This is a genomic window from Mariniflexile aquimaris (assembly GCF_042676825.1).
Lineage (GTDB): Bacteria > Bacteroidota > Bacteroidia > Flavobacteriales > Flavobacteriaceae > Mariniflexile > Mariniflexile aquimaris.
The window spans coordinates 24,052-42,767 of the sequence record NZ_JBHTIB010000016.1 but is presented as its reverse complement, the minus strand read 5'-3'; the positions used below and the strand labels follow the sequence as shown (position 1 = coordinate 42,767).

Below are 18,716 nucleotides of genomic sequence, written 5' to 3'. Positions count from 1 at the left end.
AGAAAAAGCCTTTCTAATTTAAAGAAAGGCTTTATCAAAATATTTGGTTGGTTAAATTTGAGGCTTAATTTAAAATTGTGAATTCGCAACGACGGTTAATATCGTATTCTTCTTCGCTACAAATACCTTCTTTTACACATTTGTTAAGTGGTTGCATTTCTCCATAACCAATACTTTTCAATCGGTTTCTTTCTATGCCTTTACTTACTAAATACTCTAACGTTGAAGCTGCACGACGTTTAGACAGGTCTAAATTATACTGGTCATTACCTCTGGCATCTGTATGTGCAGACACTTCTACCTCCATCGATGGATATTTTTTCATTAAATCGACTAACACATTTAAGGTAGTTGCTGCATCCGGACGAATTTTAGATTTATCGAAATCAAAATAGATTTTATCTAATTCTACTTGTACGTCGCCTTTTTCGTTTTGTTTAACGCGTTCTTCAGCATCGGCAAACGCTTCTAGAATCAGGTAAATATTATGCTGAACTTTTCCTTTGCTATCGGTTGAAAATTCTACATCATGAGGAATGTAAGCTTTACGAGTCCCTCTGATTTTATACTTTTTGTTTGGCTCAATTTTAAATAAATAATCGGCTTTTGTTCCAACAATAGAATCTTGAATTACATTTCCAGCATCGTCAAATAAGGTTACTAACGACCCAGGAAGTAATGCTTTACTATGCTTATCTTGCACTACACCAGCTACTAAATATTTGGTTAAAATATTCTCTTCTCTGGCAAAACCATAAATTCTATCGAATCCACTTCGGTTTGAAGACACAAATCCTTGGTTGTCTTTTTCTCTGATGGTATACGCAAAATCGTCTATACAACTATTTATTGTGCTTCCTAAATTTACAGGTTTATCAAAAGTGCCGTTTACTAAATTGCTTCTAAAAACATCTAAACCACCATAGCCTAAATGACCATCGGAAGCAAAATACAACACATCCAGATCGCTTATATACGGAAACTGCTCGCGGTGTTTGGTGTTCACATTTGGCCCTAAATTTTCTGGCGTTCCGTACGTACCGTCGTCGTTAATGGCTACTTTATAAATATCGAAACCTCCAATAGTTCCTGGCATATCGCTGGCAAAATATAACGTTTTTCCATCTTTACTAATCGACGGATGTTCGCAACTGTATTGATAGGAATTAAATGGCAATTCTTTAACATTAGTCCATTTCCCATCTACCAATTCTGCTTTAAAAATCTGAACATGTGCAATTCGTTCTTCTTCGGTTTTGGCACGTGTATTAATGGTTCTGTTAAAATACATGGTTTTCCCATCTCTGCTAAATGCAGCATTACTTTCGTGAGAATCGGTATTAATTTCTTCTGAAAAAGGCATTACATTTTCTAGTTTTCCATCGGGTGTAAGTATCCCTGAATATAAATCTAGATAGGGCAATTTATTCCATGCGTATGATGGACTTTCGGTATTTCTAGTTGAAGCGAATGCTACTTTATCATCACCATAAAAAGACAAACCAAAATCACTATTTGTAGAAGCTTCATTAGCTATCTGCTCTAACTTAAAAGTGTGTGGCGTCGTTTTATCGGTGTTCTCAATAAAATCAAGCGTATTAATTCTCTTATTGTAATACCTGCTTAAATGAACATCGGCTTCTTTATAATCTTTAACACCTTTTAAGGCTTGTGCGAATCTAAAATGAAATTCTATATCTATAGAATCGCCATAATTAACAAACAACTCTCTATAGGTTTTAATGGCCTTTTGCAGATTGGTATTGTAGTAATAACTATCTGCCAAGTTTTGAAGCACTTCCTGGGTACGGTCTTTTGTTTCGTACAATTCGGCCGCTTCAATATAAGCCCTCATTTCGAAAAGCTTATTGGCTCTTTTTATGTTTCCTTTTTGCGCTAGTGCTATTCCACTAACTAATAAAAGGCTCGCAAGTATGTATACATGTTTTTTCATCTCTTTTTAGTCTTTATGGTTAGAAGAATCTTGGTGAACGATCGTAGCCACCTCTAAATCCGAATAAATCAATATCAAACAAAATAAATATTTCGTGAGAACCTGAATTGTAATCGCCGAGGTTGGAGGTAGTAAAATCGTAAGCATAGCCTATTTTTAAATCTGGCATCACTCTAAAACTTACCAGTCCGCTAATAGCATCGTCTAAACGGTAGCCTAAACCAGCTTCTAGTTTTTCATTTATTAAAACATTGGCCGTAATATCTAAAGCTAAAGGTGCTCCTTTAACCGATTTCGCCATAAATGCCGGTTTAAATTTTAGATCTCTATTGATATCGAAAACATAACCACCCGTTAAATAATAATGAACGCTTTCAACACCTGTTGCTTTCACACCATTTTCGGTTTCAATATGCTTAGAATTCAACATATTAGGAGCAGATAACCCAACATAATATTTATCTGTGAAATAAAATGCTCCTATTCCTATATTCGGGAATGTTTGATTAATGTTTTCGTTAAAAGCCACATCGGTTGATGCACTACCCGATTGCAGATTAAAGCCATCGAAATTTACATTAAAGAATGTGAATCCGGCTTTAATACCGAAGGATAAATTACCACGATCTAAGCCCATTGGTAACACATATGCAAAATCTGCATAGATGTTATTTTCCTGAACCACATCGCCAATATTATCGTTGGTAAACGAAATACCCGCTTCAATTTTATCGTTAATTGGTGTATGGGCAAAAAAGGTTCCGGTTTTTGGGGCTCCTTTCATTCCCACCCATTGTGTTCTATATAATCCACCCATATTTAAAATGGCTGCCTCTGTAGTGGCATAAGCTGGATTTATAACGCTCATGTTATACATATACTGCGTAAACTGAGGGTCTTGCTGCGCGAAACTTTGAAAAGACATTAATGTCAATCCTACTAAGGCAGCTATTTTATGATATATATTTAAATTTTTCATGTTTTCTAAATTTTGTTTATCTAAAATTATCTGCTTAAGTATAAATGTCCTTGTTTTGGCTTGTTCTCGCCATCGTTAAATATGAAAATGTAATAGTACATTCCTACTGGCAAGTCGCCTTTTACTGTAGTTCTTGACTGATTAGATCTTCCATTAAAACGAGGGGTTGACGCATTTCCTTTATAGACCAGATTACCGTAGCGATTATAAATCTGCATTTCGAATTTCGGATAAAGAATATCTAAATTATTAACCTCGTAGGTATCATTAACACCATCGCCATTAGGTGAGAATCCATCTGGTAAAAATAATTCTCCGCAAGAGGTTAAGTCTGGTGTTACTTCTAATCGTACGCTGCTTTCACATCCTGTTGTTGCATCTATTAATGCTGCATAATAGGTTGCTAAATTTACAAGTGTTTCAGAATCACTAACTACGTTTCCATCTACACTGGCATCATACCATACAACATTGCTTGATGACGAGTTATATTCCAAAATATTAAGCGTTAAATCGTTTATTGTTGGACCATCATTAATACAATACTCTTTACTTGCATCCATTAAGGTTGGCGTTGGTGTATCGTTAATGGTTACATTAATTTGAACGCTTAACGACGATTCGCATCCTGACGCTGTAGTTTGTGTGGCAAAATAATCTTCGCCATCTACCAAGGCCGCTGATGTTAACAATGGCGTTGATAAGGTAGCATCGGTATACCAATTAACGGTTCCCGTTGGTTGAATACTTGCTGCCAAATTTGCAACGGTTGGTCGATCAACTAAACAGAAGGATGGATTTGCGTCCAATACAACTATTTGAGGTGAATCGTTAGCAGTTACTGTTATTTGAGCACTAGCATCTGGATAACATGGTGAAACCGCTGCAACCGTATAAGTATAAATACCTGGCGCATCAGCACTCGGATCAAAAACTCCTGTACCACTTGGTAATGCTGGCGACCATGTTCCTCCGCTTTGTGCAGAAGTTCCTAAGAATGTAAATAAATCTGTTGGACCATCGATAACACAAATGGCTGCTGTATTGTCTGTTCCCGCATTTGGAGCTAATGTTACTGTAACAACTACTTCGCTACTTACTGTTCCGCAAGCATTTGAAAGCATATAGGTATATGTTCCTGATGCGTCCACTAAAGGATTAAAAACTCCTGTTCCGCTAGCCATAGCTGGCGACCATGTTCCTCCTGTATCGGCGCTTCCAATTAAACCAAATAAATCGGTTGTTCCATTATTGCTACACACATCTAAAGCGTTATTAGTTCCTGCATTTAAAGGTCCATCGACCGTTACAGTTATTGTGGTGCTGGCATCAACACATGGTGCAGATGCTGTTACTAAATAGGTAAATTGATAATTTCCTGGGGTAACTCCCGTAGCATCAAAAGTGCTTCCGGTTAAAGTTCCAACACCGTCGTCGTTAGTCCAAACACCTCCTGCATCTTGAGTTCCGTCTAATCCTGCAAATAAATCTATCGCATTATTAGTATTACAATCTGCCATAGCAATTGCAACTCCAGATTTTGGCGATTGGTATATTGTTGCTGTCACTGATGTTCTAACTGAAGATTCACAACCTGTGGCCGCATCGGTTTGCGATGCGAAATAATCTTCACCATCAATTAAAGCAGTAGTTCCAAGTAAAGCCGTTCCTCCTGTTGCATTGTCGTACCACTGAATTGTAGTTCCTGTAGCAGATAAATTGGCTATGGTTGCCGAATCACAAAATTCTTGTGTTGCGGGAGCCGTTGGTGCTGCGGTATCGTTTATCACGATTGTTACTGTTACTAAAACGTCATCACAACTTCCTATGGCGTCAACGTCATAAGTAAAATTATAAGTTCCTGAAGCAAGCCCATCAAGGTTTACTGAATTTCCCGATAAAGCACCTGAAGCATCATCATCGCTCCAAACACCTGCTTGGTCTTCGCCTGTTAATAAATCGAATAAATTATAGGTTTGTCCTGTTGTAATTGACGCGATACAAAATTCTATCGGCGCATTAGGTGTGCCTGATTCTGGTGCATCTTCAACAGTTACTACAACCGTAGAACTGTTAGTACAACCGTTTACGTCTGTAATCGTATAACTGAAATTATAAGAACCAATGGTTAAACTGTTTAAATTAACACTACTTCCTGATAAAGCACCTGTTGTATTATCATCGGTCCATGTGCCTCCGGCATCTTCGCCTGATAATTGCGCAAATAAATCTAATGGTGAATTCGCTGCTAAATCATTTTCACAGAAAACTGCTGGTGTTGCTGTTCCTGTGTTTGGTAACGGATTGATTGTTATCATTACCGTTACTAACTCATCGTCGCAACTTCCTATAGCATCCACATCGAAAGTGAAATTGTAATCACCCGGTGTTAAAGCTGATAAATCTACTGGGTTAGAAACTACGGCTCCGGTATTATCTAAACCTGAATACCAGCTTCCTGTTTGGTCTTCACCAGTTAATAAATCGAATAAATTATAACTCGCTGGCGCTGTGCCTTCACAAAATGCTATCGGAGCGTTTGGAGTTCCAGATTCTGGCGCATCTTCAACAGTTATAACAACCGTAGAACTGTTAGTACATCCGTTTACGTCTGTGATTGTATATGTGAAGTTAAACGAACCAATGGCTAAACTGTTTAAATTTACATTGCTACCGGTTAAAGCTCCTGTAGTATTATCATCTGTCCATGTACCTCCGGCATCTTCGCCTGATAATTGCGCAAATAAATCTAATGGAGAATTTGCTGCTAAATCATTTTCACAAAATACTGCTGGTGTTGGTGTTCCTGTGTTTGGTAACGGATTGATCGTGATCATTACCGTTACTAACTCATCGTCGCAACTTCCAATAGCATCCACATCGAAAGTGAAATTGTAATCTCCCGGTGTTAAAGCGGATAAGTCTACTGGGTTAGAAACTACGGCTCCGGTATTATCTAAACCTGAATACCATGTTCCTGTTTGGTCTTCACCAGTTAATAAATCGAATAAATTGTAACTCGCTGGTGCTGTTCCTTCACAAAATGCTATCGGAGCGTTTACTGTACCTGATTCTGGTGCATCTTCAACAGTTATAACAACCGTAGAACTGTTAGTACAACCGTTTACGTCTGTGATTGTATAGGTAAAGTTAAACGAACCAATAGTTAAACTGTTTAAATTAACGCTGCTTCCTGATAAAGCACCTGTTGTATTATCATCTGTCCATGTGCCTCCGGCATCTTCACCTGACAATTGCGCAAATAAATCTAATGGTGAATTCGCTGCTAAATCATTTTCACAAAATACTGCTGGTGTTGCTGTTCCTGTGTTTGGTAATGGATTGATCGTGATCATTACCGTTACTAACTCATCGTCGCAACTTCCAATAGCATCCACATCGAAAGTGAAATTGTAATCTCCCGGTGTTAAAGCTGATAAATCTACTGGGTTAGAAACTACGGCTCCTGTATTATCTAAACCTGAATACCAAGTTCCTGTTTGGTCTTCATCAGTTAATAAGTCGAATAAATTATAACTTGCTGGCGCTGTTCCTTCACAAAATTCTGCGGGAGCATCTGCTGTTCCAGATTCTGGAGCAGGTTCTATCGTAATGGTTATTATTTCTGTATCGGAACACGTTCCGTTGTCTATGGTATAGTTAAAAGAATAAGGGCTTCCGGCGACGGTTAAACTGGTTAAATCTAAAGAACTAGAAATAGTAACATCACTAGCGTCTCTCCATATTCCTGAATTATTATCTTGAGAACCATCTAAAGCCATAAATAAATCGAAGGGCGAATTCCCTGCTAAATCATTTTCACAAAATGTTTGATTCACCGCTACGCCTGCATTCGGATTAGGCAATACAATTACTTGTACTGTTGTAGATTGCTCTGGACAAGGATTTGATACGTTTTGAGTATATGTAAAATTATAGGTAGCAGGAGTATATCCTGATAAGTCTATAGGATTTGTAATTACGGTTCCAGAACTGGTTGTGCCTTGTGTCCATTGTCCGCCAGCGTCTTCATTATCTATTAAGGTAGATAAATCGAATGCCGATGGTAAATTAGCAACACAAAAAGAGGCAGGATTTGCAGCAGACACTGTTCCTGAGCTATAAACTTGATAAACATTTATGGAAACCGTTGCCACACCATCGGGACACACACCGGCACTAGGCACAGTATATGTAAACACATAGTTGTTCTCGGCAGTTAATGTAGAAATATTTACGGTTCCAAGGTGTCCTCCAGAAGTTACTAGTGGTCCTGACCAAGATCCTGTGTTTACTTTTGGATTTCCTAATAATTCATACAAATTAAAATCGCTTGTTGGTAAACTATCATTACAATATTCTAAAGAAGCTGAAGTTCCAGCATCAACAGGCGTATCAATATTTACGGTTACCGGAATTGCGTTACTCACACATCCATTATCTACTTGAATATAATAGGTGCTACCATTAACTAATGGTGTAGTTAATGCTAAATCACCTGAAGTTGGGACGCCATTCGTGTCAATACTTGAATACCAATAGTAATTTGCAAAGGCAGTTCCCGTATTTAAGTCGCCAATAGTTGGATTATCACTAGCACAAAACATTTGTGGGTTTGATGGTGTTGGATCTGGAGGTGATACAAACACCGCTGTTTTTGCTACTTCAATTTGACTTGAGCAACCTGTGCCGTTTGGCCCAGCATAAAAAACAACATAATAGGTTTTAAATCCATTTGGAATAACATCCGAAGTATTGGCTTGATTGGTTAACGCTAAATCATTAAAGATTCTAACAGAGCCTCCTGAAGGTATATAGGTTGTAAGTACATCATCGATGTAAGTTTGTATGGTAGCATTTTCATTGCTACAATATACCTTATCTAAGATTTGTCCGGTAGGATTAATGGTGAAATCAATATCAACAGATTGTCTAGATCCACAGCTAGCTGGATTGGTATCGAGATAATACGTTCGTTCGGTGACTAATTGTCCAGAACTAAGTGCTGTTCCGCCGGTACTTGTTGTATACCAAGCGATACCACCACCATTATCCGTAGCATAAGCATTTAAGTCTGAAACTTTAAATCCTGTTGCGTTACATATCGGTGATGTAGGCGGCGTTGGATTGAGAGCAGGACACTGCGCATTCACTGCGAGTGTTGTCCAAAAAAAAACAAAAACAAAGGATGCTATTTTAAAGGCATTCCTAATTAAGGGTTTTGTTATCATAATTGAAATATTTTATATTCAGGTTAATTATAGCCAGTTCAAATTGTTTTCATCCTATTAAAATCCTTAACAGAATTAATCTTACAATTCATACATGGCGCAATTTAACTGATTTTTTTGTATTTCAACGATATTTTTCAAAAAATTTTACATTTAATCGAAAAAAAATGCCTTTAAACGAAAAAACCACCTTAGTTAGGTGGTTTTTTTACTACAAAATATGTTATATTTTAATGTTGAAGCTCTTCTTCGCCTTCTTTTAGCGGAATATTTTGTGGCACAAAATCGACATCGTGTCCTGGTTTGCTGTAATCATATGCCCAACGGTGTACATGAGGAATTTCTCCTGGCCAGTTACCATGAATATGTTCTACTGGGGTTGTCCATTCTAGCGTTGTAGATTCCCATGGATTCTGTACGGCTTTTTTACCATAAAACATACTGGTAAAGAAATTGTACAAATATACTAACTGTACAACACCACCAACTAAAGCAAAAATGGTAATGATGACGTTAACATTGGCTAAATCGTCAAACAACGGAAAATTAGAATTTGTATAATAACGACGTGGTAAACCTGCCATACCTATAAAATGCATTGGAAAGAATACACCATAAGCACATACCGCAGTTATCCAGAAGTGGATATAGCCCAAGTTTTTATTCAACATTCTACCAAACATTTTAGGATACCAGTGGTAAATACCAGCAAACATCCCGTAAAGTGCCGAAATACCCATTACCAAGTGAAAATGCGCTACTACAAAATACGTATCGTGAACGTTGATATCTAAAGCACTATCTCCAAGAATGATTCCTGTTAAACCTCCAGTAATAAAGGTAGATACAAACCCTATTGAAAATAACATGGCAGGATTCATTTGTAGATTCCCTTTCCATAAGGTTGTTATCCAGTTAAATGCTTTTACAGCGGATGGAATCGCAATTAATAAGGTGGTGAATGTAAATACAGATCCTAAGAACGGATTCATTCCTGAAATAAACATGTGATGCCCCCAAACTATCGTCGATAAAAATGCAATAGCTAAAATAGACGCAATCATCGCTCTGTAACCAAAAATTGGTTTACGCGAATTCGATGCCATGATTTCAGACACGAGACCCATCGCAGGTAAAATAACGATATATACCTCAGGGTGACCTAAGAACCAAAATAAGTGTTCGAATAATACAGGCGAACCTCCCTGATAATGTAAAACTTCACCTTGAATAAAAATATCTGAAAGGAAAAATGAAGTCCCAAAACTTCTATCCATTATCAATAATAAGGCAGCTGATAATAATACTGGGAATGAAATAACACCAATTACAGCAGTAATAAAAAATGCCCAAATAGTTAATGGAAGTCTTGTCATAGACATTCCTTTAGTACGAAGGTTAATTACAGTAACTATATAGTTTAAAGATCCTAATAACGATGATGCAATAAAAATTGCCATAGATACTAACCATAAGGTCATACCCATTCCAGAACCACCTTGCGCCATTGGTAATGCACTTAATGGCGGATATATTGTCCATCCGGCAGCAGCAGGTCCAGCTTCAACAAATAAAGATAATACCATGATTATACTTGATAAGAAGAATAACCAATACGATACCATATTTAAAAATCCAGATGCCATATCGCGGGCTCCAATTTGCAACGGAATTAAGAGATTACTAAACGTACCACTTAAACCAGCTGTAAGTACAAAGAATACCATTATAGTACCATGAATGGTAACCAATGCTAAATAAATATCAGCGTCCATAACGCCATCTGGTGCCCATTTACCTAATAAGGCTTCAAACAATACATTAGGCTCTTCTGGCCATGCAATTTGCATACGAAACATCATAGACATAATCACACCAATAACCCCCATAATGGTTCCAGTAACTAGGTACTGTTTCGCAATCATTTTATGGTCTTGACTAAATATATATTTAGTTACAAACGTCTCTTTGTGATGATGTCCGTGGTCGTCGTGTGCGTCGTGAGCGTGAGTATCTTCGTGTGATGACATAATCTTATATCGTTTTACTTTTTTTAATTAATTAATGAGTTTTTGAATTCCTTTTGCTCTTTCATCCAAGCATCATATTCTTCTTGCGTTTCAACTACTATTTTCATTTGCATGTTATAATGCGATTTTCCGCAAATCTTATTACATAACAGCAAATAGTCAAATTCGTAAGGCTCTAAGGCTTCTCCACCTTCAGCAATTAATTTGTTACTTTTTTCTACTCTAATATTATTAATGTTTTTGACTTTATCAATTATCTGAGGTGTTTGTCTCATATCGGCAGTCGTAATTGTAGGTGTAAACCCGAATTGGGTTATCATACCTGGCACACAGTTCATTTGTGCTCTAAAATGCGGCATATACGCTGAATGCAACACATCTTGCGAACGCATTTTAAATAAAACCGGTCTTCCTACTGGTAAGTGCAATTCTGTAGTAATCACATCATCCTGTGCATTCGGATCAGCTTCATCAAGACCAAGGATGTTTGCTCTATCAATATCAATTAAACGCACATTTGCCTTCCCTAAAGTGTTATCTGCTCCAGCATATCTCGCTTTCCAGTTAAACTGTTGTGCATATAACTCCACGATTAACGGATCTTCACTTTCGTCAACACCCATAATATTTATCCATGTATTTAATCCGTAGATAATCAAACCAGCTAAAACAATTACAGGGATAATAGTCCAAATAGCTTCAAGCTTATTGTTATCGGCAAAAAACAATGCTTTTTTACCTTTTTCACCTTTATATTTAAAAGCAAAATAGTGTAATAAGAATTGGGTAATAGTTTGTACAAAGAAAATAATTACCATAGAGATAATCATTAAATTGTCGATGGTTGGACCATGTTCTGATGCCGAATTAGACATTAAAGGCAAATCGCCCCATTTTGCAAAACTTACTATGGTAATGATATAGATGAAGGCTAAAAAGCCCATCATTAAATACCCGTTTATTTTATTATCCTTATCGTTGGCAACTTGAGTATTCTCGTTTTTAGCCTGTGCTAAATCGAAAATCTTCACCATTTGCCAAATGGCTATTAAAATAAATACTAAAACTATAATTGTTAATAAAGCAGTCATTGTTATCGTTCGTCTTTATTTATTTCTAATTAATAATGGAATTGTTCACTTTCTTTTCTAAAAGGATATCCTTTTACAAGTAACGGTGCTTTTGTTAAGGCTGTAAACACCACAAAAATGAATAATCCTGCGAAAAGCAATACAGCACTAATTTCCGGAATGCCTATAAACCATCTATCTCCAACCGTTGCAGGCATAATCATATTGAAAATATCTATATAATGTCCGAATAAAATCACTATTCCAGTCATTACCACAAAATAAGGCACACGTTTATAGTCTGCATTCATTAACAGTAAAATTGGGAATACGAAATTCATAACCACCATTCCTAAAAATGGTAATTTATAATCAGCAAAACGCGTTACGAAATAAGTTACCTCTTCCGGGATATTTGAATACCAAATAAGCATGAATTGTGAAAACCATAAATAGGTCCAGAAAATACTAAACGCAAACATAAATTTAGCAACATCATGTAAATGGTTTTCGTTTACAAACTCTAAATAGTTTCTAGACTTTAAGTAAATGGTTACTAATGCAATTACAGTAATACCACTAACAAACATGCTAGCAAATACGTACCATCCAAATAAGGTAGAAAACCAGTGTGGATCTACACTCATAATCCAGTCCCAAGACATCATGGATTCGGTATAGATAAAGAACACTAAAAATCCTGCCGCAATACGAAACGATTTTTTAAAGTTACTGGTGTCTTCTGCAGTATCTTGTGCAATAGAAAATTTACGTGCAAAATGGCGGTATAAACTCCATCCTGCGATGAATATTAATCCGCGAATTATAAACCAAGGTAAATTTAAAAATGAGGATTTTCCTTGTATTAATTTATCATGAGCAACCACTTCAGGGTCCATCCAAACAAATAAATTATAATGACCAATTGTTCCTGAAGCCACGGCAATTGCTAAAACAATTAATGCACCAGGTAAAACATAGGCAGTAATAGCTTCCATAACTCTGAAAAGCACTGGAGACCAACCTGCCTGTGATGCAATTTGTATAGCATAAAAAGCCAAAACACCTAAGCCAATCATCATAAAGAAAAAGGCTGCAACGTACAACGCAGACCAAGGTCTGTTTGCGATTTGATGCTGAACATGTTTCGCATGATCGTCGCCATGATGTGCTTCGTCAGCTTGAGCATTATGAGAATCTGCAACTGCATGAGTCGCTTCATCCGAATGTCCATCACCATGTGCAGAAGCTTCTTCAGCAAGTAATGTTTTTACTTCATCTAAAGATTTATGAGATGTCATAAAACCATATCCCACACCTAATGCTCCTAAAATCATTAGTATGAAAGAAAATGTCTTTAATTTATTTGAAAATGTATACATATCTTTATAATAATCTTGTCGTTCTTATTTTTCTAGTTGCGCTTTTAAATCTAACACATACGAAACAACTTGCCAACGCTCTTCCTCTTTTAATTGGTTTGCATACGAACCCATCGCGTTTTTACCATAATAAATAGTATGATAAATACTTCCTTCATTGATGGCTCTTCCGGCGTCATCGTAACTAGGTATCCCCAGAATTTTTTCGCGTTTTACTAAATTACCTTGTCCGTCTCCTTTTGCACCATGGCAAATACCACAATAGATATCGTACAATACTTTACCTCTTTCTAAATTTACTTGGGTAGAGTCTAACGGACTTTTTAATGTCTCTTTAGCTAACAAATACCCTTCGGTCGTGTTATCTATTTCAAAAGGTAAATGTCCTCTAGCAATACTACCATCAGCAGGTAACTGTGCTTCTACACCATTAGGAAATGCAGCTTCTCCATACGTTTCATAACCTACAGATTCATACATATTAGGCATAAATTGATAGTTTGGTGCTGTATCTTTTTTACATGAAACCACCACTATTACAAGGGCTAATACTAATATTTTAATCGAGCCTTTCATCATCATTAATGCGCTTTATCAATTATATTAATTTCAACTGCTCCAGTCTCTTTTAGTAAACTTTCAAGTTCTTTTTCATTTCCATCTATAGCTATTTCCATTAAAAAATGGTCGTCTGTAGTTCTAGGATCCGGATTTTCGGCTTGTTTAAATGGCCACATTCTGCTACGTAAATAGAAGGTAATTACCATTAAATGCGCCGCAAAAAACACGGTTAATTCGAACATAATTGGCACGAAAGCCGGCATGTTTTCAATATAACTAAAACTAGGTTTACCTCCAATATCTTGAGGCCAGTCTTCTATCATGATAAAATTCATCATGGTAATCGCAACCGATAACCCAACCAAACCATACAAAAACGCTGTAATAGCAATTCTTGTTGGCGCTAAGCCCATAGCTTTGTCTAATCCGTGTACCGGAAATGGCGTGTATATTTCTTCAATGTGATATCTTTCTGCCTTAACTTTTTTAACGGCCGACATTAAAACATCATCATCTGTATAAATAGCGTGAATAACTTTTGAAGCTTCCATTGACTCTATTCTAGTTTATTAATTTTTTAGCTTGTCCAGACCAATCATCACGTTCTGCTCTTCCAGGGAAGGATTCGGTAATAGAATCTAACAAGTCATATTCTCTTTTGGTCATTTTGCTAACTTGAAGAAAGGTAAAAATACCAATACTATGAAGTACTTCTTCCATTTTAGGTCCAATTCCACTAATTTTCTTTAAATCATCAGCCTTTTGCGTAGTCGCATCAAACGCACCAATACTTCCTAATAAATCGCTAACTTTTGATGCATTATCTGCTTTAGCTTCTGGTTTAGCTGCTGTTACTCCCAAAGAGGTTCTTGCATCTACACCAGTACCAACTAAACTTCCTCCAGCTTCTCTAATTTTTTTGTAACGCTCGCCAGAAGATTTTAAAATTGTTTTCACCTCTGCCTGTGCAATTACAGGAAAGGTTCTTGAGTATAACAAGAATAACACAAAGAAGAATCCAATAGTACCAATGAAAATTCCAATATCTACAAATGTTGGAGAGAACATGGTCCATGATGATGGTAAATAATCTCTATGTAATGAGGTTACGATAATTACAAAACGCTCGAACCACATTCCTATATTTACAACAATAGAAATAAAGAATGAGAACATGATACTAGTACGCAATTTCTTAAACCACATAAACTGTGGCGAGAACACGTTACAAGTCATCATCGCCCAATAAGCCCACCAGTAAGGTCCGGTAGCTCTGTTTAAGAACGCGTATTGTTCGTACTCAACACCAGAATACCACGCAATAAATAACTCTGTAATATAAGCCACACCTACAATAGAACCCGTAATCATGATTACAATGTTCATTAATTCGATGTGTTGTACAGTAATATAATCTTCTAGGTTACACACTTTTCTCATAATAATAAGTAGCGTGTTTACCATGGCGAATCCTGAGAATACCGCTCCTGCAACGAAGTACGGTGGGAAAATGGTGGTATGCCACCCTGGTATCACAGAAGTTGCGAAGTCAAAAGATACAATAGTATGTACAGAAAGTACTAAAGGTGTTGCTAAACCAGCAAGTACCAGTGATACTTCTTCAAAACGTTGCCAATCTTTAGCACGACCAGACCATCCAAAACTCAATAATGAGTAAATTTTCTTTTGAAATGGTTTGATAGCTCTATCTCGTAGCATAGCGAAATCTGGCAATAACCCTGTCCACCAGAATACTAATGAAACCGATAAATACGTTGAAATCGCAAATACGTCCCAAAGTAACGGCGAGTTAAAGTTAACCCAAAGCGAACCAAATTGATTCGGAATTGGTAACACCCAGTACCCTAACCATGGACGACCCATGTGGATAATTGGGAACAAACCTGCCTGAACTACCGAGAAGATGGTCATCGCCTCTGCAGAACGGTTAATTGCCATTCTCCATTTTTGACGGAATAATAAAAGTACCGCCGAAATAAGTGTTCCTGCGTGACCAATACCAACCCACCAAACGAAGTTAGTAATATCCCAAGCCCAACCTACAGTTTTATTCAAACCCCAAGTTCCAATACCCGTAGATATGGTATAAATAATACACCCTATACCCCACAAAAAAGCTGCTAGGGAAATAGAAAAAACTATCCACCACTGTTTATTTGCTTTTCCTTCTACAGGAAACGCCACATCAACGGTAACGTCGTGATATGATTTTTCGCCTGTAACTAAAGGTCTTCTAATAGGTGCTTCGTAATGAGACGCCATTTCTTACTTGTTTATTTGTTTATTTGTTTACTTGCTTAAAGGCTTACTTGCTTAAAAGATATGTCTTTTTAAACTGTTTACTTTTAAACTTTTTACTTTATCTATGCTTCGGTTGTATTTCTCACTTTTGTTTGATACATCACGTTTGGTTTTGTCCCTACGCTTTCTAACAAGTGATACATACGATTATCTTCTTTAAGTTTTGCAACTTTACTTTCTTTATCGTTGATGTCTCCAAAAATCATGGCGCCATTGCCACAAGCTGCAGAACATGCTGTTTGGAATTCGCCGTCTTTAATTTCGCGTCCATCACGTTTTGCATCAAGAATCGTTTTTTGTGTTTTTTGAATACACATAGAACATTTTTCCATAACACCTCTAGAACGAACAACCACATCTGGATTTAATACCATACGTCCTAAATCATCATTCATATGATAGTCAAATTCATCATTCCCTGCATATAAGAACCAGTTGAAACGACGTACTTTATAAGGACAGTTGTTTGCACAATATCTGGTACCTACGCAACGGTTGTAAGCCATTTGGTTTTGACCTTGACGACCATGAGAGGTTGCTGCAACCGGACAAACTGTTTCACATGGTGCATGGTTACAATGCTGACACATGATTGGTTGGAATGCCACTTGAGGATTATCTGAAGGGTTTTCCATTTCACCAAATTCACTTAATGAACTTCCTAAACCAGAAATATCATCTTTCTTGTCGTTATCTTCAATAAAACTTTCTTCAGATGAATAATATCTATCAATACGTAACCAGTGCATATCTCGGCTACGACGTACTTCTGTTTTACCAACTACTGGCACGTTATTTTCAGCGTGACAAGCTATTACACAAGCACCACAACCCGTACAAGCATTTAAATCGATTGATAAATTGAAATGATGACCAACAGTACGATCGAATGAATCCCATAAATCAACTTCTGGTGATGTTACCGGTGTTTCAACATGGTTTAAAGATACTACAGGTACAGCATTCCAATGTGATTTATCTTTTGTATTGAATATTTCTAAAGTCGTTTCTTTGATAATATCGCCACGACCCATTAAAGTATTATGTAATTGTACCGATGCAAACTCATGCTCTCCAGAAGCAGCTTCAATCGTTACGTTCTGAACAGTATTGAAATTTTGGTACAATGCATAGGCATTAACACCTGTTTGCATTTCTTCTTTTAAGCCAATAGTTCTTCCGTAACCAAATGCTAAACCAACAGATCCTTTTGCCTGACCTGGTTGAATAATTACCGGAGCAACAATACTTTTTCCATTTACAGTCACTTTCGCATAACTTCCGTTTAATGCACCGTTAGCAACATGCTTGTTTGCTAAACCTAAAGCATCGGCATCTGCTTTCGATACTGTTAAATAGTTATCCCAAGATGTTCTTGTAATTGGATCTGGAAACTCTTGTAACCATGGATTGTTGGCTTGTTGGCCATCGCCCATACCTACTTTGGTATATAAGGTTAATTCTAATCCTTGTTTTTTTACTGAAGACGCTAAAGCTGATGCTGCATTTCCAGAAGGTGCTTCTACCGATGCTTCAACATTAGAAGTCGCAACTGTTTCGGTCGCAATAGTTCCAACAAAAACACCATCATGCAATGCCTGATTAAAAGAACTACCTCCTAAAATGCTTGTTCCCCAAGCTTCTTTTATATAATCATGATAAGAAACGGTATTTCCTGTCCACGCCAATAGCGCCTCTTGAAATTGTTTCGTATCAAATAACGGACGAATTGCAGGTTGCGTTAAACTGTAATGTCCTTTTTTAATTTCTACATCACCCCAAGCTTCTAAATAATGAGGTGCTGCACCTATATATTGAACGACTGAAGACGTTTCGTCTACTTTCATAGAAAACGCTACAGATAATTCTGTTTTTTTCAATCCTTCAGCAAAATCTGAAGCATTTGGTAAGGTATATAACGGATTTACCCCACTCATAATAATAGCACCCACTTTACCAGCTTTCATATCTGAAACAAGTGCTGCTACAGAGGCATCATTACCTTGACGCGTTTTTATTGGCGTTGCTTTATCAAAAGCTTTACTTCCTAAATACGCATTAATATCTAATACTACGGTTTGTGCGTTTACATCTTGAATTCCGGTTACTACCACAGCATCACTACCAGCTTTCTTTAATTGATTCGCTGCATTTTTAACAGCCTTTTCAACTGCTTCTGGCAAGGTACCCGATACAGAACCACCAACCACATAACTGTATAATTTAGCTAAGGCTAATTTCTGCTCACTTGGTGTTAAAGGCACACGCTTATCGGCGTTAGCACCCGTTAACGACATATTAGATTCAAATTGAATATGACGCGACATTTTTCCATCTTGCGGAAGACGTCCTTTTGCATATCCAGCATCAAAGCCTCCACCTTGCCAATCTCCTAAGAAATCTGCACCGATAGAAACAATTGTTGAAGCTTTCGAGAAATCGTAATTAGCTAATCCGCGTTCTCCATATTTTGCTTGGTAAGCGTCTAGTGCTGCAGATTCTGAAACCGCATCGTACACGACGTGACGAACATTACCGTACTTTTCTTTAAATTCTGAAATTAACTTGCTCGTAGAAGGACTCGCAAAGGTTTGAGTAAACAACACAATTTCTTTACCAGCACCACTTAAACTTGTTAATTTATCACTTATTTGAGCATTAAAATCGCTCCAAGAAATAGACTGTCCTTCTTTTTTCGGACTTTGAATTCTTAAACTATCATATAGCCCTAAAACCGAAGCGTTTACTCTGGCATTTGCATGACCATTCGTAGCAGCTAAAGCATTATTTTCTATTTTAATTGGACGTCCTTCACGCGTTTTTACCAAAACACTTGCAAAATCGAAACCATCGGCAATTGTAGTCGCATAATAGTTAGCCACTCCAGGAATAATCTCTGTTGGTTGCACAACATAAGGAATCGATTTTACTACAGGTCCTTCGCAAGCAGCTAATGATGCTGCAGCAGTACTAAACCCTACATATTTTAAGAAATCGCGACGTGTTGTAGAACTCGCTCCTAATGCTTCTTTATTACCTAAAAACTCATCGACAGGAATTTGCTCAACAAACTCGTTTTGTTTTAGCGTCTCAACAATAGAACTATTCTCATTTAGCTCTTCAACACTTTTCCAGTATTTCTTGTTTGATGACATATTATATAATTGAATTACTTCTTATTAAATTT

Annotated in this window: 10 protein-coding genes; all 10 read right to left on the bottom strand. The window is 37.0% G+C overall.

The window, feature by feature from the left end; translation table 11 throughout:
* Window positions 1-64: 64 nt before the first annotated feature.
* Window positions 65-1,954, bottom strand: a complete 1,890-nt coding sequence (locus ACFQ0I_RS15420) for an OmpA family protein (protein ID WP_379943806.1) — start codon at window positions 1,952-1,954, stop codon at window positions 65-67.
* 19 nt (window positions 1,955-1,973) lie between these two features.
* Window positions 1,974-2,933 (bottom strand): PorP/SprF family type IX secretion system membrane protein, encoded by a 960-nt coding sequence (locus ACFQ0I_RS15415; RefSeq protein ID WP_379943804.1) that lies wholly within the window; start codon window positions 2,931-2,933, stop codon window positions 1,974-1,976.
* 26 nt (window positions 2,934-2,959) lie between these two features.
* Window positions 2,960-8,164, bottom strand: a complete 5,205-nt coding sequence (locus tag ACFQ0I_RS15410; RefSeq protein ID WP_379943802.1) for an Ig-like domain-containing protein — start codon at window positions 8,162-8,164, stop codon at window positions 2,960-2,962.
* Between the two features lie 230 nt (window positions 8,165-8,394).
* Window positions 8,395-10,194, bottom strand: a complete 1,800-nt coding sequence (locus ACFQ0I_RS15405) for a cytochrome c oxidase subunit I (protein ID WP_379943800.1) — start codon at window positions 10,192-10,194, stop codon at window positions 8,395-8,397.
* Between the two features lie 23 nt (window positions 10,195-10,217).
* On the bottom strand, window positions 10,218-11,285 hold the full coding sequence (locus tag ACFQ0I_RS15400) for a cytochrome c oxidase subunit II (protein ID WP_379943798.1): 1,068 nt from the start codon (window positions 11,283-11,285) through the stop codon (window positions 10,218-10,220).
* A gap of 29 nt (window positions 11,286-11,314) precedes the next feature.
* Window positions 11,315-12,646: a quinol:cytochrome C oxidoreductase gene (locus tag ACFQ0I_RS15395; protein ID WP_379943796.1), complete on the bottom strand. Its 1,332-nt coding sequence runs from the start codon at window positions 12,644-12,646 to the stop codon at window positions 11,315-11,317.
* A gap of 24 nt (window positions 12,647-12,670) precedes the next feature.
* Entirely contained in the window at window positions 12,671-13,222 is a 552-nt protein-coding gene (locus ACFQ0I_RS15390) for a c-type cytochrome (RefSeq protein WP_379943898.1), read from the bottom strand.
* A gap of 5 nt (window positions 13,223-13,227) precedes the next feature.
* A complete protein-coding gene (locus tag ACFQ0I_RS15385) occupies window positions 13,228-13,758 on the bottom strand; it encodes a DUF3341 domain-containing protein (RefSeq protein ID WP_379943794.1) in 531 nt (176 codons plus the stop codon).
* Window positions 13,759-13,768: 10 nt separating this feature from the next.
* On the bottom strand, window positions 13,769-15,490 hold the full coding sequence (nrfD, locus tag ACFQ0I_RS15380; protein WP_379943792.1) for an NrfD/PsrC family molybdoenzyme membrane anchor subunit: 1,722 nt from the start codon (window positions 15,488-15,490) through the stop codon (window positions 13,769-13,771).
* Between the two features lie 101 nt (window positions 15,491-15,591).
* Window positions 15,592-18,684: a TAT-variant-translocated molybdopterin oxidoreductase gene (locus tag ACFQ0I_RS15375; protein WP_379943790.1), complete on the bottom strand. Its 3,093-nt coding sequence runs from the start codon at window positions 18,682-18,684 to the stop codon at window positions 15,592-15,594.
* Between the last annotated feature and the right edge of the window lie 32 nt (window positions 18,685-18,716).

Coding starts and splice junctions, on each gene's coding strand:
- ACFQ0I_RS15415 (WP_379943804.1), bottom strand. CDS start 2,933: ATGAAAAATTTAAATATATATCATAAAATAGCTGCCTTAGTAGGATTG.
- nrfD (WP_379943792.1), bottom strand. CDS start 15,490: ATGGCGTCTCATTACGAAGCACCTATTAGAAGACCTTTAGTTACAGGC.
- ACFQ0I_RS15400 (WP_379943798.1), bottom strand. CDS start 11,285: ATGACTGCTTTATTAACAATTATAGTTTTAGTATTTATTTTAATAGCC.
- ACFQ0I_RS15395 (WP_379943796.1), bottom strand. CDS start 12,646: ATGTATACATTTTCAAATAAATTAAAGACATTTTCTTTCATACTAATG.
- ACFQ0I_RS15410 (WP_379943802.1), bottom strand. CDS start 8,164: ATGATAACAAAACCCTTAATTAGGAATGCCTTTAAAATAGCATCCTTT.
- ACFQ0I_RS15420 (WP_379943806.1), bottom strand. CDS start 1,954: ATGAAAAAACATGTATACATACTTGCGAGCCTTTTATTAGTTAGTGGA.
- ACFQ0I_RS15375 (WP_379943790.1), bottom strand. CDS start 18,684: ATGTCATCAAACAAGAAATACTGGAAAAGTGTTGAAGAGCTAAATGAG.
- ACFQ0I_RS15390 (WP_379943898.1), bottom strand. CDS start 13,222: ATGAAAGGCTCGATTAAAATATTAGTATTAGCCCTTGTAATAGTGGTG.
- ACFQ0I_RS15385 (WP_379943794.1), bottom strand. CDS start 13,758: ATGGAAGCTTCAAAAGTTATTCACGCTATTTATACAGATGATGATGTT.
- ACFQ0I_RS15405 (WP_379943800.1), bottom strand. CDS start 10,194: ATGTCATCACACGAAGATACTCACGCTCACGACGCACACGACGACCAC.